The 23,473-nt window shown below is 69.0% G+C and carries 21 protein-coding genes; 13 read left to right on the top strand and 8 right to left on the bottom strand.

All coding sequences use genetic code 11. The features are described 5' to 3' along the window. The first annotated feature begins 5 nt into the window (after nt 1-5). The 4 genes from grpE (at nt 6) to I8E28_RS09110 (ending at nt 4,692) form a co-directional block, all read left to right on the top strand. Nucleotides 6-578: a nucleotide exchange factor GrpE gene (grpE, locus tag I8E28_RS09125; protein WP_200787669.1), complete on the top strand. Its 573-nt coding sequence runs from the start codon at nt 6-8 to the stop codon at nt 576-578. Nucleotides 579-662: 84 nt separating this feature from the next. Beyond that, a complete protein-coding gene (gene dnaK, locus I8E28_RS09120; RefSeq protein ID WP_200787668.1) occupies nt 663-2,618 on the top strand; it encodes a molecular chaperone DnaK in 1,956 nt (651 codons plus the stop codon). An 87-nt stretch (nt 2,619-2,705) separates the two neighbouring features. Then, the gene (dnaJ, locus tag I8E28_RS09115; protein WP_200787667.1) at nt 2,706-3,863 is read left to right on the top strand and encodes a molecular chaperone DnaJ; all 1,158 of its coding nucleotides are present in this window, start codon (nt 2,706-2,708) and stop codon (nt 3,861-3,863) included. Between the two features lie 268 nt (nt 3,864-4,131). Then, complete coding sequence (locus I8E28_RS09110; protein WP_200787666.1) at nt 4,132-4,692, top strand: phosphoethanolamine transferase domain-containing protein; 561 nt, start codon at nt 4,132-4,134, stop codon at nt 4,690-4,692. On the opposite strand, the gene I8E28_RS09105 is transcribed toward I8E28_RS09110, so the two are convergent. The 5 genes from I8E28_RS09105 to I8E28_RS09085 all read right to left on the bottom strand — a co-directional run bounded on the left by I8E28_RS09105 (nt 4,689) and on the right by I8E28_RS09085 (nt 10,591). Then, on the bottom strand, nt 4,689-5,771 hold the full coding sequence (locus I8E28_RS09105; protein WP_200787665.1) for a PA0069 family radical SAM protein: 1,083 nt from the start codon (nt 5,769-5,771) through the stop codon (nt 4,689-4,691). The two genes, I8E28_RS09110 and I8E28_RS09105, sit on opposite strands and share 4 nt — an antisense overlap. A 170-nt stretch (nt 5,772-5,941) precedes the next feature. Then, entirely contained in the window at nt 5,942-6,895 is a 954-nt protein-coding gene (locus tag I8E28_RS09100; protein WP_200787664.1) for an NAD(P)H-dependent flavin oxidoreductase, read from the bottom strand. Nucleotides 6,896-6,939: 44 nt separating this feature from the next. Next, the gene (locus tag I8E28_RS09095; protein WP_200787663.1) at nt 6,940-8,733 is read right to left on the bottom strand and encodes an acyl-CoA dehydrogenase; all 1,794 of its coding nucleotides are present in this window, start codon (nt 8,731-8,733) and stop codon (nt 6,940-6,942) included. A gap of 114 nt (nt 8,734-8,847) precedes the next feature. Further along, nucleotides 8,848-9,783 carry an electron transfer flavoprotein subunit alpha/FixB family protein gene (locus I8E28_RS09090; protein ID WP_200787662.1) on the bottom strand — a complete coding sequence of 312 codons (936 nt, stop codon included), beginning with the start codon at nt 9,781-9,783 and terminating at the stop codon, nt 8,848-8,850. A 58-nt stretch (nt 9,784-9,841) separates the two neighbouring features. Next, nucleotides 9,842-10,591 carry an electron transfer flavoprotein subunit beta/FixA family protein gene (locus I8E28_RS09085; protein WP_200787661.1) on the bottom strand — a complete coding sequence of 250 codons (750 nt, stop codon included), beginning with the start codon at nt 10,589-10,591 and terminating at the stop codon, nt 9,842-9,844. A 262-nt stretch (nt 10,592-10,853) separates the two neighbouring features. Between I8E28_RS09085 and I8E28_RS09080 the strand changes: the two genes are divergently transcribed. From I8E28_RS09080 to I8E28_RS09065, 4 genes are all read left to right on the top strand, one after another. Continuing rightward, complete coding sequence (locus I8E28_RS09080; protein ID WP_200787660.1) at nt 10,854-11,861, top strand: TRAP transporter substrate-binding protein; 1,008 nt, start codon at nt 10,854-10,856, stop codon at nt 11,859-11,861. An 84-nt stretch (nt 11,862-11,945) separates the two neighbouring features. Further along, entirely contained in the window at nt 11,946-12,431 is a 486-nt protein-coding gene (locus I8E28_RS09075) for a TRAP transporter small permease (protein WP_200787659.1), read from the top strand. Continuing rightward, nucleotides 12,428-13,723: a TRAP transporter large permease subunit gene (locus I8E28_RS09070; protein WP_200787658.1), complete on the top strand. Its 1,296-nt coding sequence runs from the start codon at nt 12,428-12,430 to the stop codon at nt 13,721-13,723. The genes I8E28_RS09075 and I8E28_RS09070 overlap by 4 nt, the downstream gene beginning before the upstream one ends. After that, a complete protein-coding gene (locus I8E28_RS09065) occupies nt 13,696-14,568 on the top strand; it encodes a 5'-3' exonuclease H3TH domain-containing protein (protein ID WP_200787657.1) in 873 nt (290 codons plus the stop codon). The genes I8E28_RS09070 and I8E28_RS09065 overlap by 28 nt, the downstream gene beginning before the upstream one ends. Before the next feature lie 90 nt (nt 14,569-14,658). Here I8E28_RS09065 and I8E28_RS09060 read toward each other — a convergent pair whose 3' ends face one another. The 3 genes from I8E28_RS09060 to I8E28_RS09050 are packed head-to-tail and all read right to left on the bottom strand — an operon-like array spanning nt 14,659 to nt 17,659. Further along, the gene (locus I8E28_RS09060; protein ID WP_200787656.1) at nt 14,659-15,900 is read right to left on the bottom strand and encodes a mechanosensitive ion channel family protein; all 1,242 of its coding nucleotides are present in this window, start codon (nt 15,898-15,900) and stop codon (nt 14,659-14,661) included. A 6-nt stretch (nt 15,901-15,906) separates the two neighbouring features. Further along, nucleotides 15,907-16,689, bottom strand: a complete 783-nt coding sequence (locus tag I8E28_RS09055; RefSeq protein ID WP_200787655.1) for an enoyl-CoA hydratase — start codon at nt 16,687-16,689, stop codon at nt 15,907-15,909. A gap of 10 nt (nt 16,690-16,699) precedes the next feature. Beyond that, complete coding sequence (locus I8E28_RS09050; RefSeq protein ID WP_200787654.1) at nt 16,700-17,659, bottom strand: histone deacetylase family protein; 960 nt, start codon at nt 17,657-17,659, stop codon at nt 16,700-16,702. 40 nt (nt 17,660-17,699) lie between these two features. On the opposite strand from I8E28_RS09050, the gene I8E28_RS09045 reads away from it, so the two are divergent. The 5 genes from I8E28_RS09045 to I8E28_RS09025 are packed head-to-tail and all read left to right on the top strand — an operon-like array spanning nt 17,700 to nt 23,368. Beyond that, nucleotides 17,700-18,620 carry an AAA family ATPase gene (locus I8E28_RS09045; RefSeq protein ID WP_200787653.1) on the top strand — a complete coding sequence of 307 codons (921 nt, stop codon included), beginning with the start codon at nt 17,700-17,702 and terminating at the stop codon, nt 18,618-18,620. Further along, nucleotides 18,617-19,594, top strand: a complete 978-nt coding sequence (locus I8E28_RS09040) for a DUF58 domain-containing protein (protein WP_338050749.1) — start codon at nt 18,617-18,619, stop codon at nt 19,592-19,594. Before I8E28_RS09045 ends, I8E28_RS09040 begins: the two co-directional genes overlap by 4 nt. After that, nucleotides 19,588-21,630: a transglutaminase TgpA family protein gene (locus I8E28_RS09035; protein ID WP_338050748.1), complete on the top strand. Its 2,043-nt coding sequence runs from the start codon at nt 19,588-19,590 to the stop codon at nt 21,628-21,630. Before I8E28_RS09040 ends, I8E28_RS09035 begins: the two co-directional genes overlap by 7 nt. After that, a complete protein-coding gene (mltB, locus tag I8E28_RS09030) occupies nt 21,627-22,712 on the top strand; it encodes a lytic murein transglycosylase B (RefSeq protein WP_200787652.1) in 1,086 nt (361 codons plus the stop codon). The genes I8E28_RS09035 and mltB overlap by 4 nt, the downstream gene beginning before the upstream one ends. After that, a complete protein-coding gene (locus I8E28_RS09025) occupies nt 22,709-23,368 on the top strand; it encodes an N-methyl-D-aspartate receptor NMDAR2C subunit (protein WP_200787651.1) in 660 nt (219 codons plus the stop codon). Before mltB ends, I8E28_RS09025 begins: the two co-directional genes overlap by 4 nt. Nucleotides 23,369-23,473: the final 105 nt, after the last annotated feature.

The raw sequence follows: 23,473 nt of genomic DNA, 5'->3' as shown, positions 1-23,473 counted from the left end.
GAGCAATGAACGAAGACACGACGAAGATCGAACCGACGCTGGACGCAGCCCCCGGGCCGGCGGACATCAGTCCCGAGGAGCGCGAGGCCGCGGCCGCCGCGAACGAGGCCGACCTGGCCGGCGCCGTGGCCGAGCTGGAGCAACTGCGCGCCAGGAATGCCGAGCTGACCGAGCAGGCCCTGCGGGCCGCCGCCGAGGCCCAGAACACCCGCCGGCGCGCCGACGAGGAGATGTCCAAGGCGCGCAAGTTCGCCATCGAGAGCTTTGCCGAAAGCCTGCTGCCCGTCTGCGACAGCCTCGAGGCCGGGCTGGCCATCCAGGACGCCACGCCCGAACAGATCCGCGAAGGCGCCGAAGCCACGCTGCGGCAGCTGAAGTCCGCGCTCGAGCGCAACAAGGTCGTCGAGATCGCGCCGGCCGTGGGCACGAAGTTCGACCCGCACCAGCACCAGGCGATCTCCATGGTGCCGGCCCCCGGCCAGGAAGCGAACACCGTGGTGACCTTGCTGCAGAAGGGCTACCTGATCGCCGAGCGGGTGCTCCGCCCGGCGCTGGTGACCGTCGCGGCGCCGCAGTGACGCTTGAAACGCAGCGAGTTATCCACAAGTAGGACGCACCGGGGCGCAGCCCCACACAGATCCAGAAGCTAGGAGAGACGAGACATGGGCAAGATCATCGGCATCGACCTGGGCACCACCAACTCGTGCGTGTCCATCATGGAGGGCAACACGCCCAAGGTCATCGAGAACAGCGAGGGCGCGCGCACGACGCCGTCCATCGTCGCGTACCAGGAGGACGGCGAGATCCTCGTCGGCGCCTCCGCCAAGCGCCAGGCCGTCACCAACCCGCGCAACACGCTGTATGCCGTCAAGCGCCTGATCGGCCGCCGGTTCGAGGAAAAGGAAGTCCAGAAGGACATCAACCTGATGCCCTACACCATCGCGAAGGCCGACAACGGCGACGCGTGGGTGGAAGTGCGGGGCAAGAAGATGGCGCCCCCGCAGGTCAGCGCCGAGGTGCTGCGCAAGATGAAGAAGACCGCCGAGGACTACCTGGGCGAGCCGGTCACGGAAGCCGTGATCACGGTGCCGGCGTACTTCAACGACAGCCAGCGCCAGGCCACCAAGGACGCCGGCCGCATCGCGGGCCTGGACGTCAAGCGCATCATCAACGAGCCGACCGCGGCCGCGCTGGCCTTCGGCCTGGACAAGCAGGAAAAGGGTGACCGCAAGATCGCCGTCTACGACCTGGGCGGCGGCACGTTCGACATCTCGATCATCGAGATCGCCGACGTCGACGGCGAGAAGCAGTTCGAGGTGCTGTCCACCAACGGCGACACGTTCCTGGGTGGCGAGGACTTCGACCAGCGCATCATCGATTACATCATCGGGGAGTTCAAGAAGGACCAGGGCGTCGACCTGTCGAAGGACGTGCTCGCGCTGCAGCGCCTGAAGGAAGCCGCCGAGAAGGCCAAGATCGAGCTGTCCAACAGCTCGCAGACCGACATCAACCTGCCGTACATCACGGCCGATGCCAGCGGTCCCAAGCACCTGAACATCAAGCTGTCGCGTGCCAAGCTGGAAAGCCTGGTCGAGGACCTGATCGAGCGCACCATCGCGCCGTGCCGCACCGCCATCAAGGACGCCGGCGTCAGCGTGGGCGACATCCACGACGTCATCCTGGTCGGCGGCATGACCCGCATGCCCAAGGTGCAGGAAAAGGTGCGCGAGTTCTTCGGCAAGGACGCCCGCAAGGACGTCAACCCCGACGAGGCCGTCGCCGTGGGCGCGGCCATCCAGGGCCAGGTGCTGGGCGGCGACCGCAAGGACGTGCTGCTGCTGGACGTCACCCCGCTGTCGCTGGGCATCGAGACCCTGGGCGGCGTGATGACCAAGATGATCGCCAAGAACACGACGATCCCGACCAAGTTCGCGCAGACCTTCTCCACCGCCGACGACAACCAGCCGGCCGTGACGATCAAGGTGTTCCAGGGCGAGCGCGAGATGGCCACCGGCAACAAGCTGCTGGGCGAGTTCAACCTCGAGGGCATCCCGCCGGCGCCGCGCGGCACGCCGCAGATCGAGGTGAGCTTCGACATCGACGCCAACGGCATCCTGCACGTGGGCGCGAAGGACAAGGCCACCGGCAAGGAGAACAAGATCACCATCAAGGCCAACTCGGGCATCTCCGAGGAGGAAATCCAGAAGATGGTGAAGGACGCCGAGCTCAACGCCGCCGAGGACAAGAAGAAGCTCGAGCTGGTGCAGGCCCGCAACCAGGGCGAGGCGCTGGTGCACTCGGTGCGCAAGAGCCTCACCGAGTACGGCGACAAGCTCGATGCCGGCGAGAAGGACAAGATCGAGGCCGCGATCAAGGACCTCGAGGGCGTGCTGAAGGCCGACGACAAGGAAGCGATCGAGTCCAAGTCGAACGCGCTGATGACGGCCAGCCAGAAGCTGGGCGAGAAGATGTACGCCGACATGCAGAACGCCCAGGGCGCGCAGGCGCCGGGTGCCGATGCGGCGGCGTCGCCCGAAGGCGGTGCGTCCGCCTCGGCCGGCCCGGCGAACGACGACAACGTCGTGGACGCCGAAGTCAAGGAAGTCAAAAAAGGTTGAGCGCGGAGCGGCGCCACCCATGAGCGACACGCGCCGCGTTGGTGACGAGCCAACGCGGCGTTCGTGCTAGAAAACTGTCGAGACACGATGGCCACCAAACGCGATTACTACGACGTCCTCGGCGTGCCGAAGAACGCCTCCGAGGAAGAGATCAAGAAGGCTTATCGCAAGCTCGCGATGAAGTACCACCCCGACCGCAACCAGGGGGATGCGGCCAAGGAGGCGGAGGCCAAGTTCAAGGAGGCCAAGGAGGCGTACGAGATGCTGTCGGACACCGACAAGCGTTCGGCGTACGACCAATACGGCCACGCAGGCGTGGACCCCAACATGCGCGGCGGCTTCGGCGGCGCGGGGCCGGAAGGCTTCGGCGGCTTCGCCGAGGCGTTCGGCGACATCTTCGGGGACATCTTCGGCGGCGGCGGCCGTCCCGGTGCCGGGGCGCGCGGTGGCCGCCAGGTGTTCCGCGGCAGCGACCTGTCGTACGCGATGGAGGTCACCCTGGAGGAAGCGTCGACCGGCAAGGAGGCGCAGATCCGCATCCCGACCTGGGACTCCTGCGACACCTGCCACGGCAGCGGCGCCAAGCCGGGCACGCAGGCCAAGCAGTGCGGCACCTGCCACGGCGCCGGCGTCGTGCAGATGCGCCAGGGCTTCTTCTCGGTGCAGCAGACCTGCCCCACGTGTCGCGGCACGGGCAAGATCATTCCCGAGCCCTGCCCCACGTGCCATGGCCAGGGACGGGTCAAGCGGCAGAAGACGCTGGAAGTGAAGATCCCCGCCGGCATCGACGACGGCATGCGCATCCGCAGCGCGGGCAATGGCGAGCCGGGCACCAACGGCGGGCCACCGGGCGACCTGTACATCGAGATCCGGCTGAAGAAGCACCCGATCTTCGAGCGCGATGGCGACGACCTGCACTGCGTGGTGCCGATCTCGTTCACGCGGGCCGCGCTCGGCGGCGAGATCGAGGTGCCGACGCTGCAGGGCAAGGCCGCCATCGACATCCCCGAAGGCACGCAGGCCGGCAAGCAGTTCCGCCTGCGCGGCAAGGGCATCAAGGGCGTGCGTTCCAGCTACCCCGGCGACCTGTACTGCCACATCAGCGTCGAGACGCCGGTGAAGCTGACCGAGCACCAGCGCAAGCTGCTGAAGGAACTGGACGAGTCGCTGAAGAAAGGCGGCTCCAAGCATTCGCCCAGCGAGGAAGGCTGGGCGGACAAGTTGAAGAACTTCTTCAGCGCCTAGCCGACCTGGGCCACGTGATCGAAGGCCGGGCTCACCCGGCCTTTGTCATTGAGCCCTCGCAGTTGTCATTGCGGGCTTGACCCGCAATCCACACGAAGGGGCGTAAGCCCCGCATGGATTCCGGCTTTCGCCGGAATGACAACCGATCCGGCATGGATTCCGGCTTCGCCGGAATGACAAGGCCGCGGCTGGCAAGTCTTCCTTTTCCTGTACCCGCGGCACCACAGCCCCCTATGCACCACGGTTGGGCTGCCTCAAAATTCAGCACATGTCGCTGAAGTTGTTCCGGCACACCGATTACGCCCAGTCCATGCTCTCGCCTGGGGAGACGCGGTTCGCGCTGCACCCCGGCTGGGCGGTCACCGTCCTTGCTGCCTGGATCGGGTTCGCGTGCAATCCGTGGTTCTGGCACGCCCTGGCCCACGGCGGGCTGGCCACCGCGGTCATGCTGGGCACGGCCATCGCAGGCGGCGCGGCTTTCGTGCTGAGCCTGTTCGGCTGGCGCCGCACCTTCAAGACCGTCGCCACGCTGCTGCTGCTCGTCGCTTCCGTGCTGGCCGCGGGCGTGTGGACGCAAGACGTGTCGCTGGCCGCCGTGATGGACAGCCCGCGCGCCGCCTTCGTGCTGCCCAGCTGGGCCAGCTTCTTCGGCTGGCAGGTGCCCACCCTGCTCGCGCTGCTCGGCTTCGTGCCGATGCTGTGGGCGTGGAACGCGCACCTGCGCCGCCTGGCCGGTCCTTCGCAACTGCGCGTGAACCTTGCCGGCATGACCCTGGCCGCGATGGTCGCCGGCAGCGCCCTGTTCGCGCTGTCGTTCATGGCCGCCTAGAACAGGCTGGCCTGGCCGTCCAGCGCGGGCGGCCGGAACTTCGAGACGTCGAACTCGAACCGTTCGCGGTTGAACCCCAGGCGCGTCGCCGCCTTGCGGAACCGCTGGCCGATCAACTCGGCCCACAAGCCGCTGCCCTTCATGCGCGTCGCGAAGTCGGCGTCGTAGTCCTTGCCGCCGCGCATGTCCTGCACGCGCGCCATCACGCGGTCGACGCGCTGCGGATAGTGCAGCTCGAGCCACTGGCGAAACAGCGGGGCCACCTCCCAGGGCAAGCGGAGCACGTGGTAGAAGGCGATGCGCGCGCCGGCGTCCCACGCCGCCTCGAGCACCTGCTCGAGGTCCTCGGTGATGAACGGAATCTGCGGCGCGAGGCTGACGCCGACGGGCACGCCCGCTTCGGCCAGTGTGCGGATCGTCCGCAGCCGCCGGTGCGGCGCCGCGGCGCGCGGCTCCAGCTGGCGCGTCACTTCGGCATCCAGCGTCGTGATGGTCACGTACACGGCGGCCAGCTTGCGATGCGCCATCGGCGCGATCAGGTCCAGGTCGCGCTCGACGCCGCTGTTCTTCGTCACCAGCGACCAGGGATGGTTGGTCTCGTCCATCACCTCCAGCACCGACCGCGTGAGCCGCAGTTCCCGCTCGACCGGCTGGTAGCAGTCGGTGGCCGTGCCGATGGCCAGCATCCGGGGCTCGTACGCCTTGCGCGCGAGTTCCTTGCGCAGCACCGCGTCGATGCCGCGCTTGGCGATGATCTTGGTCTCGAAGTCCAGCCCCGGCGAGAGGTTCAGGTAGCTGTGCGTCGGCCGCGCATAGCAGTAGATGCACCCGTGCTCGCAGCCGCGGTACGGATTGAGGCCGCGGTCGAAGTAGATGTCGGGGGAATCGTTGTGGCTGATGGCCGACTTCGGCGTTTCCCAGATCACCTCGGTGCGCGGCGGCAGGGCCGCGCCCTCCTCCGCGTCGTCGGGCCAGCCGTCGTCGAACGCCTCGCGTTCGTCGCGCGAGAAACGATGCGCAAGACGCGTCGCGGCGCCTCGGCCCTTGATCGCTTCGACGGGGGTGTGGAGCTCGGCCATAACACTGGATGCGCATCCAGTATAACCGCAGTGCCTGAGATGAGATCCAAGCGCTGCATGCGGCTCAACGGACCTGTCATTCCCGCGAAGGCGGGAACCCATCGCTTCCGCCTTCGCAGGCTTCCAGAAGGAAGCGATGGGTTCCCGCCTCCACGGGGACGACGGGGTTCTCAGGCGATGCGCGCCTTGGCTTCCGCGTACTCGCGCTTCAGTCGCGCGATGAAGTCAGCGGCCGGCGCGACCTGGTGCACGGCGCCGATGCCCTGGCCGCAGCCCCAGATGTCCTTCCAGGCCTTGGACTTGCTGCCCTCGCCGCCGGCGAAGTTCATCGCGCTGGGGTCGCTCTCGGGCAGGTTGTCCGGGTCGAGGCCGGCGTTGCGGATCGACGGCTTCAGGTAGTTGCCGTGCACGCCGGTGAACAGGCTCGAGTACACGATGTCGTCGCTGGTGCCGTCGACGATCGCCTGCTTGTACGCGTCCGACGCACGCGCTTCCTGCGTGGCGATGAACGCGGAGCCGATGTACGCGAGGTCGGCCCCCATGGCTTGCGCGGCGAGGACCGCGCCGCCGTTGGCGATGGCGCCGGACAGCGCGAGCGGGCCGTCGAACCACTCGCGGATTTCCTGCACCAGCGCGAACGGGCTCTTCGTCCCGGCGTGGCCGCCGGCGCCCGCTGCGACGGCGATCAGGCCGTCGGCGCCCTTCTCGATCGCCTTGCGCGCGAACATGTTGTTGATGATGTCGTGCAGCACCACGCCGCCATACGAGTGGATCGCGTCGTTGACGTCGGTGCGCGCGCCCAGCGACGTGATGATCACCGGCACCTTGTACTTCACGACCATCTCCATGTCGTGCTCGAGCCGGTCATTGCTCTTGTGCACGATCTGGTTGATGGCGAACGGCGCCGCCGGCTTGTCCGGGTGGGCGCGGTTGTACGCGCCGAGCGTCTCCGAGATCTCCGCCAGCCACTCGTCCAGCTGCGACGCCGGCCGCGCGTTGAGCGCCGGCATGGCGCCCACGATGCCCGCCTTGCACTGCTCGATCACGAGCTTGGGGTTGCTGATGATGAACAGCGGCGAGCCGATCACCGGCAGCGAGAGGTTGCGCAGGACGGGAGGCAGCATCAGGGCTCCTGTGGGGAATCGGCGAAGACGGACGGTCGTCCGCTTCAGAAAGCTTCGAGGGGCAGCGAAGTGACGCTCTCGGCGCCTTCGACGATCGCGTCGCGCACGCCGGGCGCCTTGGCCAGGAGGTGCTCGGCGTAGAAGCGCGCCGTCGCGATTTTCGCTTCCATGAACGCCTTGTCCTCGCCCTTGGCCGCCAGGTCCTCGGCGACCAGCAGCGAACGCGCGAGCTGCCAGCCGGCCACCAGGTTGCCGGCCAGCATCAGGTACGGCACCGAGCCGGCGAACACCGCATTCGGGCTGCCCTTGGCCTGCCCGGCGATGTAGTCGACCACGTCGACGAACGCCTGGCGTGCGGCCGTGAGGCGCTTCAGCACCGCGCGAGCCGCCACGCTGTCACGCTTGGCGAGATCGGCTTCGGTCTTCTCGATCTGCGCGGCGATCGCCTTGGCGACCTGGCCGCCGTCGCGCGCCGTCTTGCGGCCCACGAGGTCGTTGGCCTGGATGGCGGTCGTGCCTTCGTAGATGGTCAGGATCTTGGCGTCGCGGTAGTACTGCGCCGCCCCGGTCTCCTCGATGAAGCCCATGCCGCCGTGCACCTGCACGCCCAGCGACGTGACGTCCAGGCTCATCTCGGTGCTGTAGCCCTTCACCAGCGGCACCAGGAATTCATAGAAGGCCTGGTTCTGCTTGCGCACTTCGGCGTCGGGATGGTGGTGCGACGCGTCGTACGCCGCCGCGGCCACGCTGGCCATCGCGCGGCAGCCTTCGGTGGACGCGCGCATCGTCATCAGCATGCGCTTGACGTCGGGGTGGTGGATGATCGGCGCGGCCGTGGTCATGGAGCCGTCGACCGGACGCGATTGCACGCGGTCCTTCGCGTACTCGACCGCCTTCTGGTACGCGCGCTCGGCGATGGCGATGCCCTGCACGCCCACCGCGTAGCGGGCCGCGTTCATCATGATGAACATGTACTCGAGGCCGCGGTTCTCCTGGCCCACCAGGTAGCCGATCGCGCCCTTGCCGCTGTCGCCGTATTGCAGGACCGCGGTCGGCGACGCCTTGATGCCCATCTTGTGCTCGATGCTCACGCAGTGCACGTCGTTGCGCTCGCCGGGCGTGCCGTCGTCCTTGGGCATGAACTTGGGCACCACGAACAGGCTGATGCCCTTCACGCCTTCCGGCGCGCCGGTCACGCGCGCCAGCACGAGGTGGACGATGTTGTCCGCCATGTCGTGCTCGCCGTAGGTGATGAAGATCTTGGTGCCGAAGATGCGGTACGTGCCGTCCGGCTGCGGCTCGGCGCGCGTGCGCACCAGCGCCAGGTCGCTGCCGGCCTGCGGCTCGGTGAGGTTCATGGTGCCGGTCCACTCGCCGCTCACCAGCTTCTCCAGGTAGCGCGCCTTCAGGTCGTCCGAGCCCGCGGTCAGCAGCGCCTCGATGGCGCCGTCGGTCAGCAGCGGGCACAGCGCGAAGCTCAGGTTCGCGGCGTTGAGGATCTCGCCGCACATCGCGCCGATGGTCTTGGGCAGGCCCTGGCCGCCGAAGTCGGTCGGGTGCTGCAGGCCCTGCCAGCCGCCCTCGATGTATTGCCGGTACGCGTCGCGGAATCCCTTGGTGGTGGTGACGTTGCCGTCCTTCCACGACGAAGGTTCACGATCGCCGGTGACGTTCAGCGGCGCGACCACTTCCTGGTTGAACTTCGCGCATTCCTCCAGCACGGCCTGCGCCGTGTCGAAACCGGCTTCCTCGAAGCCGGGAATCTTCGCGATCTCGTCGATCCGCGCGAGGTGGCGGATGTCGAACAGCATGTCCTTGATCGGGGCGCGGTACGTCATGGTCTCTCCGGGGAAATGGAACGCAGGGACGCCAAGGTTGCGCAAAGGGCGCAAAAGACCTTGATGTCCTTTGCGCCCTTTGCGAGGTCTTGCGGCCTTTGCGTTCGGCTGCTCTTACAGGGCTTTGACGAGCTCGGGCACGGCCTGGAACAGGTCGGCCTCGAGGCCGTAGTCGGCGACGCTGAAGATGGGCGCTTCGGGGTCCTTGTTGATCGCGACGATCACCTTGGAGTCCTTCATGCCGGCCAGGTGCTGGATCGCGCCGGAGATGCCGGCGGCGATGTACAGCTGCGGCGCGACGATCTTGCCGGTCTGGCCGACCTGCAGGTCGTTGGGCGCGTAGCCCGCGTCGACCGCGGCCCGCGACGCGCCGATGGCGGCGCCCAGCTTGTCGGCCAGCGGCGTCATCACTTCCTGGAACTTCTCGCTCGAACCGAGCGCGCGGCCACCCGACACGATGATCTTGGCGGCGGTGAGCTCGGGGCGGTCGTTCTGCGCGATCTCCTGGCCGACGAAGCGGCTCTTGGCGTTCGCGGCAACGGCATTGGCGGTCTCGACGGCGGCGCTGCCGCCGCTGGTGGCGGCCGGATCGAACGCCGTCGTGCGCACCGTCAGCACCTTCACCTTGTCCGCGCTCTGCACGATGGCGATGGCATTGCCGGCGTAGATCGGGCGCTCGAACGTGTCGGCGGCGTCGACTTTGGTGATGTCGGAGATCTGCGCGACGTCCAGCTTGGCCGCGACGCGCGGCGCGACGTTCTTGCCACCCGCGGTGGCGGGGAACAGGATGTGCGAGTAGTCGCCCGCGATGGCGAGCACCTGCGCGGCGACGTTCTCCGCGAGGCCGTGCGCGAACTGCTCGCCCTCGGCGTGCAGCACCTTCGCGACGCCGGCGATGTGCGCCGCTGCCTTCGCAGCTTCGGCGGCGTTGTGGCCCGCGACCAGCACGTGCACGTCGCCCGACGCGCAGGCAGCCGCGGCGGTGACGGTGTTGAGGGTAGCGCCCTTGATGGACGCGTTGTCGTGTTCGGCGATGACGAGGACAGTCATGAGAATTCCTTGAATGGATCCCGGCCTGCGCCGGGATGATCTGACGCGCTGCGCTGTGTCAGATCACCTTCGCTTCGGTCTTGAGTTTTTGCACCAGCGTCGCGACGTCCGGCACCTTCACGCCGGCGCTGCGCTTGGGCGGCTCGGTGACCTTGAGCGTCTTCAGCCGCGGCGCGACATCCACGCCGAGGTCGGCGGGCGTGACGGTGTCCAGCGGCTTCTTCTTGGCCTTCATGATGTTGGGCAGCGTGACGTAGCGCGGCTCGTTCAGGCGCAGGTCCGTCGTCACCACCGCGGGCAGGTCGATGGACAGCGTCTCGAGGCCGCCGTCGACTTCGCGCGTGACTTGCGCCTTGCCGTCGGCCACTTCCACCTTCGAGGCGAACGTCGCCTGCGGCAGGTCGGCCAGCGCGGCCAGCATCTGGCCGGTCTGGTTGGCGTCGTCGTCGATCGCCTGCTTGCCCAGGATCACCAGGCCAGGCTGCTCCTTGGCGACCAGCGCGTTCAGTAGCTTGGCGACCGCCAGCGGCTGCAGTTCCTCGTCGGTCTGGACCAGGATGGCGCGGTCGGCGCCGATGGCCATCGCGGTGCGCAGCGTCTCCTGGCACTGCTGGACACCGCACGAGACGGCGATCACCTCGGTCGCGATGCCCTTTTCCTTCAGGCGCACCGCTTCCTCCACGGCGATCTCGTCGAACGGGTTCATGCTCATCTTGACGTTGGCGATGTCCACACCCGTGTTGTCCGACTTGACCCGGACCTTCACGTTGTAGTCGACCACCCGTTTCACGGGGACGAGGACCTTCATGCGGGGCGCTCCTTGCCTGCTGCGCAGTTGACGTTGACGTAAACGGGAAATTCTAGGCGCCGGCGAAGCCGCTCAGGCCCCGCCCGGTAAAAACGAACGACCGTTCGCTTTTGGAATTATAGGACGCGCGCTGCCAGCGGTGGCGCTCCGCTTTGTCCATGGCACGACAGTCGCGCGCGCACCGTGCGGGAAAGTCATGACGGGACCGCACCGGTGCGCGCCGTACAGTGCCTGCCATCGAAGCACTCCCCTGGAGACAGCCATGAAACGCCTGCTGCTGGCCGCGGCCACCACCCTTGCCTGCGTGCCCACGTTCGCCGACACCGTGATCACCGCGTCGACGTGGCTGCCGCCCACGCACGCGATGTCCGTCGCGCAGAAGGAATGGTGCGACCTGCTCGCGAAGAACACGTCCGGCAAGATGAAGTGCAACATCCTGCCGCGCGGCGTCTCCAACCCGCCCGGCACCTACGACGCCATCAAGAACGGCCTGGCCGACCTGTCGTTCACGGTGCACGGCTACACGCCGGGCCGTTTCGTCACGACGCAGATGGCGGAGTTCCCGTTCCTGGGCGACTCGGCCGAATCCATCTCGGTCGCATTCGACCGCATCGGCCGCAAGAACCCGGCGATCCTGCAGGAGCACCAGGGCGTCAAGGTCATCACGCTGTTCACGCACGGCCCCGGCATGGTGATGACCACCAAGGGCCCGGTGACGAAGATGGAAGACCTGCAGGGCCAGAAGTGGCGCGTCGGCGGCGGCATCATCAACGACATCACCAAGGCGCTGGGCATGAACGCCACGCTCAAGCCCGCCACCGACAACTACGAGCTGCTGTCCAGCGGCGTCATGGACGGCACGCTGCTGCCGGCCGAGTCGATGGAATCGTTCAAGATCGACAAGCTGATCAAGAACGTGACCACCTTCCCCGGCGGCCTGTACAACACCAGCTTCGTCATGATGATGAACCAGGGCAAGTACGACAAGCTCACCGCCGAGGAGAAGAAGGCCGTGGACGCCATCTCCGGCGAAGTCGCCGCCCGCATCGTCGGCCGCCAATGGGACAAGTTCGACCGCCGCGCGCTCGGCCTGATGCAGGCCAACGGCATCACGCACACCAAGGCCGACGCCAAGTTCGTCGCCGACGTGAAGGGCAAGGTCGCCCCGCTGGAGCAGGACTGGGCCAAGCGTGCCGAGGCCAAGGGCCTGAAGAATGGGTCCAAGGTGCTGGCCGACTTCCGGGCCGAGATCGCCAAGGCGGCCAAGTAGCCCGGCCGTCAGCCCGGCTCTGCTACAAGCAAGGGGCGGCCGTGCCGCCCTTTTTTGCGTCCGCCCTGATCTACCTCGCCTGACATGAAACGCCTTCTCGAGCTGCTGTGCGGACTGCTGTCCGGCGTGGCGCTGTTCGCCATCATGGCGCTCACCTTCTTCGACGTGCTGGGCCGCAAGTTCGCCAGCAACTCCATCCCGGGTTCGCTGGAGATGACCGAGCTGCTGATGGTCGTCGTGATCTTCGGCGCTTTGCCGCTGGTGTCCGAACGCGGCGAGCATGTCGAGTTCGATTCGCTCGACCCGTACCTGCCAGCCTGGCTGCGCCGCGCGCAGGCGGTGCTGGTGCATTTGCTGTGCGCCGCCGTGCTGCTCGGGCTGGGCTGGCTGATGTGGCGCACCGGGAACCAGTTCCTGGAGAACGGCGAGACCACGGCGCAGTTGCGCATCCTCAAGGCGCCCTTCATCTGGGGCATGGGCGTGCTGTGCGCCCTCACCGGCGTCATCCACCTGGTGATGATCGGGCAGCCGCCGGTCGACAAGCTCGAAGGCGAAGGGGTGGCGCTGTGATCGAAGCCCTCATCGGATTCGGCGCCATCTTCGCGCTCGCGCTGCTGCGCGTGCCGCTTGCATTCGCGATGGGCCTGGTGGGCTTCGGCGGCATCTGGGTCACGCGCGGCTTCGACCCCGCGCTGGCCAGCACGGCGCAGGTCGTCTACGAAACCGGCTTCGCCTACACGCTGTCGGTGATCCCGCTGTTCATCCTGATGGGCAACTTCGTCGCGCGCGCGGGCCTCGCGCACGAGCTGTTCCAGGCCGCTTACGCGTTCCTCGGCCACGTGCGCGGGGGTCTCGCGCACGCCACGGTCGCCGCCTGCGCGGGCTTCGGCGCCATCTGCGGCTCCTCGATCGCCACCGCGGCCACCATGAGCAAGGTCGCGTACCCGTCGATGAAGAAGCTGGGCTACAGCGACTCGCTGTCCACCGGCGTGATGGCGGCGGGCGGCACGCTGGGCATCATGATCCCGCCGTCGACCATCATGGTGATCTACGGGATCATCACCGAGACCTCGATCGGCCGGCTGTTCGCCGCTGGGATCATCCCCGGCCTGCTCACCGCGGCACTGCTGATGCTGTCGATCGTGTTGATCACCAGGCGCGACGCCGAGCACGCACCGCCCGGCGTGCGTGCCACCTGGCCCGAGCGCTGGCGCGCGCTGCGCGGCATCTGGGGCGTGGCCGTGCTGGTGGTCGTGGTGCTCGGCGGCATCTATGGCGGCTTCTTCACCGCCACCGAAGGCGCCGGCTTCGGCGCCGCCGGTGCGTTCCTGTTCGCGCTGGGCCGCCGCCGCCTGACGTGGAAGATCCTCTACCAGGTGCTGGTCGAGTCCGCGCGCACGACGGCCATGCTGTTCACGCTCCTGATCGCGGCCACCATCTTCGCCAACTTCGTGAACTTCACGACCATGCCCGGCGACCTGAAGGACTGGATCACGCACCTGGGCCTGTCGCCCACCATGATCATCGTCGCCATGATGGCCATCTACGTGGTGCTGGGCACGGTGATGGAGGAGCTGACGATGGTGCTGCTCACCATCCCGCTGTTCTTCCCTATCGTCACCAGCCTCGGCTTCGACCCGGTCTGGTTCGGCGTGCTGATCGTGATGATCGTGCAGATCGGCCTGATCTCGCCGCCGGTGGGCATGAACCTGTTCGTGCTCAACGCGCTGCTGCCCGGCGTCGGCCTGGGCACCATCTTCCGCGGCTGCTGGCCGTTCGTGCTGGTGATGATCTTGGTCCTCGGCCTGCTGGTCGCCTTCCCGCAGCTGAGCCTGTGGCTGCCCTCGCTGCTCAAGGTGTAGCCCCTGGGGTCGTCGTCGACCTGGTCGACGGCACCTACGAGCTGTTCCGCCAGTTCCACGGCCTGCGGCGCTTCACCGACTGGAAGAAGCGGCCGCTCGCCGCCGCGGCGGGCGTGCTCGGCGGCGTGCTGCAGCTGCTGGAGAACCGCGCGACGCACGTCGGGGTCGCCACCGACCATGTCATCGAGTCGTTCCGCAACCTGCTGTGGCCCGGCTACAAGACCGGCGAAGGCATCGACCCCGCACTTTGGGCGCAGTTCCATCCGCTCGAAGAGGGCCTGGCCGCGATGGGCGTCGTCGCCTGGCCGATGGTGGACCTCGAAGCGGACGACGCGCTCGCCTCTGCCGCGCGCGTCGCCGACGCCGACCCGGCGGTGCAGCGCGTGCTGATCTGGACGCCCGACAAGGACCTGGCGCAATGCGTGCGGGCCGACCGCGTCGTGCAGGTCGACCGCCGCGCGGAACAGGTGCGCACCGCGAAGGACGTGCGCGCGAAGTTCGGCGTCGACCCCGCGCTGATTCCCGACTACCTGGCGCTGGTCGGCGACACGGCCGACGGCTACCCGGGCATTTCGGGCATCGGTGCGGTGAGTGCCGCGCGACTCTTGAATCGCCACGGGCCGATCGAGTCCTTCCCGGACGACGTGCTCGGCGCGAGCCGAGAGGAAGCGTTGCTGTTCAAGCGGCTCGCGACGCTGGTGGACGATGCGCCCGTGCTGCGCAACGTCGACCAGTTGCGGTGGCGCGGACCGACGCCGGCGTTCGCCGCCTGGGCCGAGAGCGCCGGCGCGCCGCAACTGGTGCAACGCGCGCTCGAAGCGCAGGCCGCGGTCGCTGCGCGCTGATGCCCGAAGTTGTCATTCCGGCGAAAGCCGGAATCCATGCCTGGTCGGACATGGATTGCGGGTCACGCCCGCAATGGCAAGGCCCGCGGTTCAGGCGGCCTGCACCACGCGCACGACTCGTTGCGGGTACGGGATGTCGATGCCCGCTTCCCGCAGGCCCTTGAGGATCGCCAGGTTGACGTCCGACCTCACGTTGTTCTGGCCGTTCCCGGGGTCGGCAATCCAGAAGTACAGCGCGAATTCCAGGCCGTCGGCGCCGAACTTGAGCAGCCGCGCGCCCGGCCCCGGGTCCTTCAGGACGCGCGGTGCCGACAGCGCCGCATCGACCAGGATGCGCTGGACGAGATCCGGGTCGCTGTCGTAGCCGACCGCGACCTCGGTGGAGACCAGCACCTTCGGGTCGAGCAGCGACAGGTTCTCGATGCGCTCGGTGATCAGCTTCTCGTTCGGCACGATCGACTCGCGGCCGTTGAGCGCGCGGATCAGCGTGTAGCGGGTCTTGATGTCGACGACTTCGCCCTCGAAGCCGTCGACGCGCACGACGTCGCCGATGCGCACGCTGCGCTCGAACAGGATCACGAAGCCACTGACGTAGTTGGACGCCAGCTTCTGCAGGCCGAAGCCCAGGCCGACGCCCACCGCGCCGCCGAGCACCGACAGCGCAGTGAGGTCGACGCCCGCGGTGGATGCCGCGGACAGCAAGCCCACCAGCAGCAGGATGGCGCGGATCGCGTTGGCGGCGACCCGGCGCAGCGACAGGTCGTGCACCGCCTGTCGCAGCACCTGCTTTTCCAGCACGGCGGAGATCCACAACGCGCCCACCAGCACGAGGCCGGCGCCGATCGTTCCGTCGACGATGGACAGCAGGCTCACGTGCGACTTGCCGAACGCGAACCGGATGTCGTCCATGTCGGCACGGATCTCCGGCAGGATGCCCAGCACCCACAGGATCGCGGCGATCCACGCGACCCACGAGAACACGCGCTCGACGAGCCGCGCCAGGTGGGACTGCGGGAAGGCGACGGTCAGCACCCGGGCGATGAAGCGGATGCCCACCAGCGACACGAGCACCGGGATCGCGATGCGCAGCAGCGGCAGCTGCTGGCGCGTTTCCAGCACGTGGCGCATCGCGAAGGCGAACGCCAGCGCGAGCAACGGGAACAGCACGCCGTCGAAGATGGCGCGGCCCAGCCAGACCGAGTCGGCAGGGTGGCGGCGGGCGATCGACCAGCAGATGCCATAGGCCAGCCCCAGGCAGCCCAACAAGGCGGCGAGTTCGACAGGGAACCCCGGGCGGCCCAGGTCCTGGACCAGCTTTTCGATGGCGTACATCGCGCCTCAGGCCCAGCGGGGTTTGCGCTTCTCGGTGAAGGCGGTGAACCCTTCCTGCGCGCAGCCGTCCATCATGTTCACCGCCATCGTCTGGCTGGCGAGCTGGTACGCCGCCTCGATGCCCAGTTCACGCTGGCGGTAAAACAGCTCCTTGCCCATCGCCAGCGCGGCGCGCGGCTTGGACAGGATGCTGGCGACGAGCGACTCCACCTCGGCATCGAGCCGGTCGGCCGGGACAACGCGGTTGACGAGGCCGCGCTCGCGCGCCTGGTCAGCGGTGATGAACTCGCCGGTGACCAGCATCTCCATCGCCTGCTTGGGCAGCATGTTGCGCAGCAGGGGCACGCTGGGCGTGGAGCAGAACAGGCCGTAGTTGACGCCGCTGACGGCGAACTTCGCCTCGGTCGCGGCGACTGCCAGGTCGCACTGCGCGACGAGCTGGCAGCCGGCCGCCGTCGCGATGCCGTGCACGCGCGCGATCACCGGCACCGGCAGCTTCTGGATGGCCAGCATCACGCGGCTGCAGCGCTGGAACAGTTGCTGGTAGTACGCCAGCTCGGGGCGCGCGACCATTTCCTTGAGGTTGTGGCCGGGGCAGAACGCCTTGCCGTTGGCGGCGATGACCACGGCGCGCGCGTCCGGGTCGTCGGCCACGCGGTCCAGCGCCGCCTGCAGCGCCGCGAGCATGTCCTCGCTGAGCGAGTTGAAGTCGGCCGGCCGGTTCATCGTCAGCGTGACGACGCCGCGCGCATCGCGCGCTTCCAGCACGGGAGCGGTGGTCTCCGTCATGGGGGTCTCCTCAGAGGTCGGCCAGCGCGCGCACATGCGCCTCGACGCTGCGGCCGAGCGCGTCGAGGTTGTAGCCGCCTTCCAGGCTGGACACGATGCGGCCTTGTGCGTGGCGCGCCGCGATGTCCTTCAGCTGCCGCGTGATCCAGGTGTAGTCGGCTTCCGTCATGCCCAACTGGCCGAGGTCGTCGTCCTTGTGGGCGTCGAAGCCGGCGCTGATGAACACCAGTTCCGGCTTGAACTCCTCGAGCCGCGGCAACCAGGCGGCTTCGACCAGTTCGCGGATCTTCGCGCCCTTGGTGTACGCGGGCACCGGCACGTTGACCATGTTGGCGCCGCGCGGGTGGTCGCCGCTGTACGGGTAGAACGGGTGCTGGAACAGGCCGACCATCAGCACGCGGTCGTCGCCCGCGAGGATGTCCTCGGTGCCGTTGCCGTGGTGCACGTCGAAGTCGACCACCGCGACGCGCTGCAGGCCATAGCGGTCCAGCGCGTACTTGGCGCCGACGGCGACCTGGTTGAACAGGCAGAAGCCCATCGCGCGGCCCCGCGTGGCGTGGTGGCCGGGCGGCCGCACCGCGCAGAAAGCGTTCTGCATCTCGCCGGCCATCACGGCGTCGGTGGCGGCGATCACCGCGCCGCACGCCCGCGCCGCCGCTTCCCAGCTGTGCGGGTTCATCGCGGTGTCAGGGTCGATGTGGCTGTAGCCGTAGCCGCCGGCGTTGATCTGGTCGGCGAGCTCCTCGCGCAGGCCGAGCAGCGAGGCGACGTGGAACTTGTCGTGCGCCAGTTCGATGGTGCCGGGGGAAGCCTCGGGCGCCTCGCGCCTGTCCAGCGCATCCATCACGCCGGTGGCCAGGAGCCGGTCCTCGATCGCGTCGAGGCGCTCGGGGCATTCAGGGTGGCCGCGGCCCATCTCGTGCCGTCGGCAGGCGGGGTGGCTGAAATACCCGGTCTTGGTCGCACTCATGGCGGTTCGCCCGTCGAAATTCGGATAACGTCTGCCCTTGATGGAAGCCCAACAAAAACTCAGGACGCTGCTGGACCAGCTTAACACGGTGATCGTGGGCAAGCCCGACCAGGTGCGGGACTGCGTGGCGTGCCTGCTGGCCGGCGGCCACCTGCTGATCGAGGACGTTCCGGGCGTCGGCAAGACCACCCTGGCGCATGCACTCGCCCGCTCGTTCGGCCTGCACTTCTCGCGCGTGCAGTTCACCGCCGACCTGATGCCCAGCGACCTGACCGGCGTGTCGATCTACGAGCGCGGCAAGGAGTCGTTCGTCTTCCACCCCGGCCCCATCTTCGCGCAGGTGCTGCTGGCCGACGAGATCAACCGCGCCAGCCCGAAGACGCAAAGCGCGTTGCTGGAGGCGATGGAGGAAAAGCAGGTCAGCGTCGAAGGCGAAACACGCCCGCTGCCCTCGCCGTTCTTCGTGATCGCCACGCAGAACCCGCACGACCAGCTGGGCACCTTCGCGCTGCCCGAGTCGCAGCTGGACCGCTTCCTGATGCGAATCTCGCTCGGCTACCCGGATCGCGCGGCCGAACGCCAGCTGCTCGCGGGCGCCGACCGGCGCGACATGGTGGCGTCGCTGCAGAACACGCTGACGCCCATCGACCTCGACTGGCTGCAGCGCCGTGTGCTGGAAGTGCACACCGCCGATCCGCTGCTCAATTACGTGCAGGACCTGGTGCACGCCACCCGCTCGGGCCGCTGGTTCCTGCAGGGTCTGTCGCCGCGCGCCGGCATCGCGCTCGTGCGCGCCGCCAAGGCGCAGGCCCTGCTGTCGGGCCGCGACTACGTGGCGCCCGACGACGTGCAGGCCATCCTCGCGCAGACCATCGCCCACCGCATGGTGCCGGTGGCCGACGCGGGCCGCGGGCCCATCGAGCAGGTGCGCGCCATGGTGGAGGCCGTGCCGCTCCCGTGATCGCCGGCGTGCTCAACCCGGTCGCCTTCGCGCGCCAGCGTTTTCGTTCCTGGTGGCAGGCCCGCCTGCCGCTGTCCGACACGACGACGCTCACCCAGCGCAACGTCTACATCCTGCCGACCCGGCCCGGGCTGATGCTGGTGGCGACGCTGCTGGTGCTGCTGGTCGCGTCGATCAACTACCAGCTGAACCTGGGCTACCTGCTCACGTTCCTGCTCGCCGGCTGCGCCGTGGTCGGCATGCACGTGTGCCACGCGACGCTGCGCGGCCTCACGATGAACCTCGCGCCGCCGGAGCCGGTGTTCGCCGGCCAGAACGCGCCGCTGCGCATCGTGCTGACCAACGACCGCAAGGCGACGCGCTACGGCATCGGCCTGGCGGTGCTCGACGAAACGCACGAGGACCACTGGTCCTGGACCGACGTGCCCGGCCTGGGCACGGCCACGGTCTCGGTCGCGTTCCAGCCAACGCGGCGCGGCCTGCACCGCATCCCGCCGCTGACGGCCGAGACGCGCTTCCCGCTCGGCACCTTCCGCGTCTGGACGGTGTGGCGCCCCGCGGCGCAGGTGCTGGTCTACCCGCAACCCGAACGCATGCCGCCGCCCTTGCCCGAAGGCGAACCGCGATCCGGCACCGTCGGCACCGCGCGCGTCGCGCTGGCCGGCGAATTCGACGGCGTGCGCGCCTACCGGCGTGGCGACCCGATGAAGCTGGTGGTCTGGAAGAAGGCCGCCAAGTCCGACGAACTGGTCAGCCGCGACGCGCAGCAGGCGCAACGGCGCGAGCTCTGGCTGGACTTCTCGCGCGCCGGCCCGCTCGATGCCGACGGGCGCGTCGCACGCCTGGCCGCCTGGGTGCTGCAGGCCGAGAAGCTCGGGCTCGACTACGGCCTGCGCCTGCCGGGCCAGCAGATCCAGCCCGACACGGGCGAGGCGCACAAGCGCCGCTGCCTGGAGGCGCTCGCGCTGTGCTGACCCGCACCGCCCCCGCCTCGCCGCTGGACCGCCTGAAGGCGCTGCCGCGCGACGCGCGCGACACGCTGTTCCTGCTGGTGGTGATCGGCTGGGTCGTCCTGCCGCAGGTCGGCCAGCTGCCCTGGTGGTGCACGCTGCTGGCCGCCGCGCTCCTCGTGTGGCGCGGCGTGCTCGCCCTCAAGGCCGCGCCGCTGCCCGGCGGCCGCTGGGTGCTGGGCCTGCTCGTGCTCACCGTGGCGGCCACGTACGCGTCGCACCGCACGCTGCTCGGCCGCGATGCCGGCGTGACGCTCATCGTGGTGCTGCTCGCCTTGAAGACGCTGGAGATGCGCGCCCGGCGCGACGCGTTCGTCGTGTTCTTCCTCGGCTTCTTCACCATGCTCACCAATTTCTTCTTCTCGCAGTCGCTCGCGACGGCGGCGGCGATGCTGGTGGGCCTGCTGGGATTGCTGACGGCGCTGGTCAACGCGCACATGCCGGTGGGGCGCCCGCCGCTCGCGCAGGCGGCGCGCACCGCCGGCTGGATGGCGCTGCTGGGCGCGCCGGTGATGGCCGTGCTGTTCATGCTGTTCCCGCGCATCGCGCCGCTGTGGGGCATCCCCGCCGACGGCCTGACGGGCCGCAGCGGCCTGTCGTCGACCATGCGCGTCGGCAACGTCGCCCAGCTCGCGCTGGAGGAAGGCATCGCGCTGCGCATCCGGTTCGAGGGCGCCGTGCCGCTGCCGACCGACCTGTACTTCCGCGGCCCGGTGCTGTCGCAGTTCGACGGCCGCGAATGGCGGCCGCTGCTGCCGCGCATGACGCCGGGCACCGCCAGCCTGATGCCGCCCGACGGGCTCGAAGTGGGCGGCGAGGCGGTGCGCTACACGGTGACGATGGAGCCGAACAACCGGCCCTGGCTGATCGTGCTCGACGCGGCCAGCAGTCCCCCGTCCGCGCCCGGGCTCGACGCCTTCACCGGCGGCGAACTGCAGTGGATGACGACCCGGCCCGCCATCGACCTGCTGCGCTACACCGTGACCAGCCACGTGCAGTACCGCGCCGGCGCGCGTGGACGGTCCGCCGTCGTCGCGCCGCAGTACCGCGAGCTGCCGCCCGGCACCAACCCGCGCACGCTGCAACTCGCGACGGACCTGGTGCGGCGTGCGCCCGCAGGCGCCGCCGACAAGCCGGCGCTGGTGCGCGCCGCGCTGGACCTGCTGCGCACCGGCGGCTACACGTACACGCTCGACCCGGGCCTGTACGGCGACGACACCGCCGACGAATTCTGGTTCGACCGGAAGCAGGGGTTCTGCGAGCACATCGCGTCCGCGTTCGTCGTGCTGATGCGCGGCATGGACATCCCGGCGCGCATCGTCACCGGCTACCAGGGCGGCGAGCTGAACGGCGTCGACGGCTACTGGGTGGTGCGCAACAGCGACGCCCACGCGTGGGCCGAGGTGTGGCTGGCCGGCCGCGGCTGGGTGCGCGTCGACCCGACGGCGTCGGTGGCGCCGGGCCGCGTCGGCAGCCTCGCGCGCCTGCGCCCCGCGCAGAACGCGTTCGCGTCGGCGCTGGGGAACGTCAGCCCCGGCCTGCTCGCCTCGGTGCGCCAGGCCTGGGAGGCCGTCAACAACGGCTGGAACCAGTGGGTGCTGAACTACACGCAGAGCAAGCAGCTGGACCTGCTGAAGAACCTGGGCTTCAAGTCGCCGAGCTGGCAGGACCTCAGCCTGGTGCTGATCGGCATCACTGTCGCCGTCACGCTCGCCGCCATCGCCTGGGCCAAGTGGGAGCGCAGCCGCCAGGACCCGTGGCTGCGCCTGCTCGCGCGCGTGCGCCAGCGGCTGCAGCAGGCCGGCGTCGCCGTCGGTCCCACCAGCGGGCCGCGCCAGATGGCCGCCGCCGTCACCGCCCGTTTCGGCGCGGAAGGGCAAGCGCTGGCAGACTGGCTCCTTCGGCTGGAGGCGCAGCGCTACGCACGCCACGCCCCGGCCGCCCTGCCCGCGCTGCAGCGCGAGTTCCACCGCTTGCCCTGGCCTACCCCCGCCGCATGACCCGCCGATCGATCGTCCTCGCCGCCGCCGCGGCGCTGTTGCCATGGCCCGCCTGGGCCGCCAAGGCCGCGCCGCCCGCGCGCCGCAAGACCGCGGCGAAGCGCGAACCGCAGGGCGAGCCGTATGCGGACCGCGAAGACGCGATGCGGGCCGCCGACGAGATCGCCGTCGAACGCAGGCTCGACCGCTCCTGGACCCGCGCGGCCATCGGGCAGGCCCGCATGCTGCCGGTGGTCGTGCGGCTGATGCAGCCGGCGCCACCCGGCACGCCCAAGAACTGGGCCGTGTACCGCAGCCGCTTCATCGACCCGGTGCGCGTCGCGGCCGGCGCCCGCTTCTGGCAGGAGAACCGCGCGGCCCTCGAGCGGGCCCATGCCGACTACGGCGTGCCACCCGAGATGGTCGTCGGCATCATCGGTGTCGAGACGATCTACGGCCAGCAGATGGGCACCTTCCGCGTGCTCGACGCGCTGGCGACGCTGTCGTTCGATTTCCCCGCCGCGCATCCGCGCGCGGCCGAGCGTGCCGCCTACTTCCGCGGCGAGCTGTCGCAGTTCCTCGCGCTCACCAACGGCGGCGATGCCACGCAGCAGCTGGGCAGCTACGCCGGCGCGATGGGCATGCCGCAGTTCATGCCATCGAGCTGGGCGCGCTGGGCCGTCGATTACGACAGCGACGGCCGCATCGACCTGGCGCGCAGCCCGGCCGATGCGATCGGCTCGGTGGCCCACTACTTCAGCGCGCATGGCTGGCAGCCCGGCGTGCCGACGCACTTCCCGGTCGCCTTCGACCCGGCGCGGCTGGACCTCGACGCCCTGCTCGCACCGGACATCCTGCCCACCTTCAACGTTCCGTCGTTCCTGGCCCGCGGTGCACTGCTGGACGAAGCGGGCCGCGCGCACAACGGGATGCTGGCGCTGGTCGAACTGGAAAACGGCGGCAGCCCGCCGACCTACGTCGCCGGCACGGAGAACTTCTACGTGATCACCCGCTACAACTGGTCCGCGTACTACGCGATGGCCGTCATCGAACTCGGGCGCGAGGTGCGCCACGCGCTGGGTTCGTCGGGAGTGGCAACGTGAGCATTCGCCTGGACGAATGGAAGCGCATCTGGTCGGAACTGGGCGCGCGCACGCTCAACGGCGGCCTGATGAACCAGCTGGTGGCCGCGTACAGCGAGCCGCATCGCAAGTACCACACGCTCGCGCACCTGCGCGACTGCCTGGCGCACTTCGACGCCGCGCGGCCGCTCGCGCGGCGCCCTGCCGAAGTCGAACTGGCGCTGTGGTTCCACGACGCCGTGTACGACCCGCGGCGCGCCGACAACGAGGAGCGCAGCGCCGCGTGGGCGCACGCCAGCGTGCTGGCGTCGGGTTGCGCGGCGGACATCGCGGACCGCGTGCGCAACCTGGTGCTCGCGACGCAGCACCATGAGGCGAGCGAAGCCTGCCCCGGGCGTCGCGAAGCGACCGGACCCGGGGATCCCGACACGCGCCTGCTCGTCGACGTCGACCTCACGATCCTGGGCACGCCCTATTCACGGTTCGACGAGTACGAGGGGCAGGTGCGCGAGGAGTATGCGCATGTGGACGATGCCGCATGGCGCGAGGGCCGCGCCCGCGTGCTGCGCGCTTTCCTCGACCGGCCGCGCATCTACCAGCTGGACGTCTTCCACGACGTGTACGAGAAGCGCGCGCGGGAGAACCTGCAGCGCGCGCTGGACGCATTCACCGCCTGAGGAGCCTGCGCGGCAGAGAGACGGGGCCGCGTTGGGTCGAGAAGGGGTCAGAGGCTAGGCGCGGGCGCGGGTCCAGCCTGGGTGGCTGGACCCGTGGCCGCAACG

This window comes from Ramlibacter algicola, from assembly GCF_016641735.1.
Taxonomy (GTDB): domain Bacteria; phylum Pseudomonadota; class Gammaproteobacteria; order Burkholderiales; family Burkholderiaceae_C; genus Ramlibacter; species Ramlibacter algicola.
Note: the sequence above shows the minus strand (reverse complement) of the source record. Positions and strands in the feature narration are given on the sequence as shown.

Bases quoted from the DNA above. Each gene is read 5' to 3' on its own strand.
- grpE (WP_200787669.1), top strand. From the start codon at position 6: ATGAACGAAGACACGACGAAGATCGAACCGACGCTGGACGCAGCCCCC.
- dnaK (WP_200787668.1), top strand. From the start codon at position 663: ATGGGCAAGATCATCGGCATCGACCTGGGCACCACCAACTCGTGCGTG.
- dnaJ (WP_200787667.1), top strand. From the start codon at position 2,706: ATGGCCACCAAACGCGATTACTACGACGTCCTCGGCGTGCCGAAGAAC.
- I8E28_RS09110 (WP_200787666.1), top strand. From the start codon at position 4,132: ATGTCGCTGAAGTTGTTCCGGCACACCGATTACGCCCAGTCCATGCTC.
- I8E28_RS09105 (WP_200787665.1), bottom strand. From the start codon at position 5,771: ATGGCCGAGCTCCACACCCCCGTCGAAGCGATCAAGGGCCGAGGCGCC.
- I8E28_RS09100 (WP_200787664.1), bottom strand. From the start codon at position 6,895: ATGCTGCCTCCCGTCCTGCGCAACCTCTCGCTGCCGGTGATCGGCTCG.
- I8E28_RS09095 (WP_200787663.1), bottom strand. From the start codon at position 8,733: ATGACGTACCGCGCCCCGATCAAGGACATGCTGTTCGACATCCGCCAC.
- I8E28_RS09090 (WP_200787662.1), bottom strand. From the start codon at position 9,783: ATGACTGTCCTCGTCATCGCCGAACACGACAACGCGTCCATCAAGGGC.
- I8E28_RS09085 (WP_200787661.1), bottom strand. From the start codon at position 10,591: ATGAAGGTCCTCGTCCCCGTGAAACGGGTGGTCGACTACAACGTGAAG.
- I8E28_RS09080 (WP_200787660.1), top strand. From the start codon at position 10,854: ATGAAACGCCTGCTGCTGGCCGCGGCCACCACCCTTGCCTGCGTGCCC.
- I8E28_RS09075 (WP_200787659.1), top strand. From the start codon at position 11,946: ATGAAACGCCTTCTCGAGCTGCTGTGCGGACTGCTGTCCGGCGTGGCG.
- I8E28_RS09060 (WP_200787656.1), bottom strand. From the start codon at position 15,900: ATGTACGCCATCGAAAAGCTGGTCCAGGACCTGGGCCGCCCGGGGTTC.
- I8E28_RS09055 (WP_200787655.1), bottom strand. From the start codon at position 16,689: ATGACGGAGACCACCGCTCCCGTGCTGGAAGCGCGCGATGCGCGCGGC.
- I8E28_RS09050 (WP_200787654.1), bottom strand. From the start codon at position 17,659: ATGAGTGCGACCAAGACCGGGTATTTCAGCCACCCCGCCTGCCGACGG.
- I8E28_RS09045 (WP_200787653.1), top strand. From the start codon at position 17,700: ATGGAAGCCCAACAAAAACTCAGGACGCTGCTGGACCAGCTTAACACG.
- mltB (WP_200787652.1), top strand. From the start codon at position 21,627: ATGACCCGCCGATCGATCGTCCTCGCCGCCGCCGCGGCGCTGTTGCCA.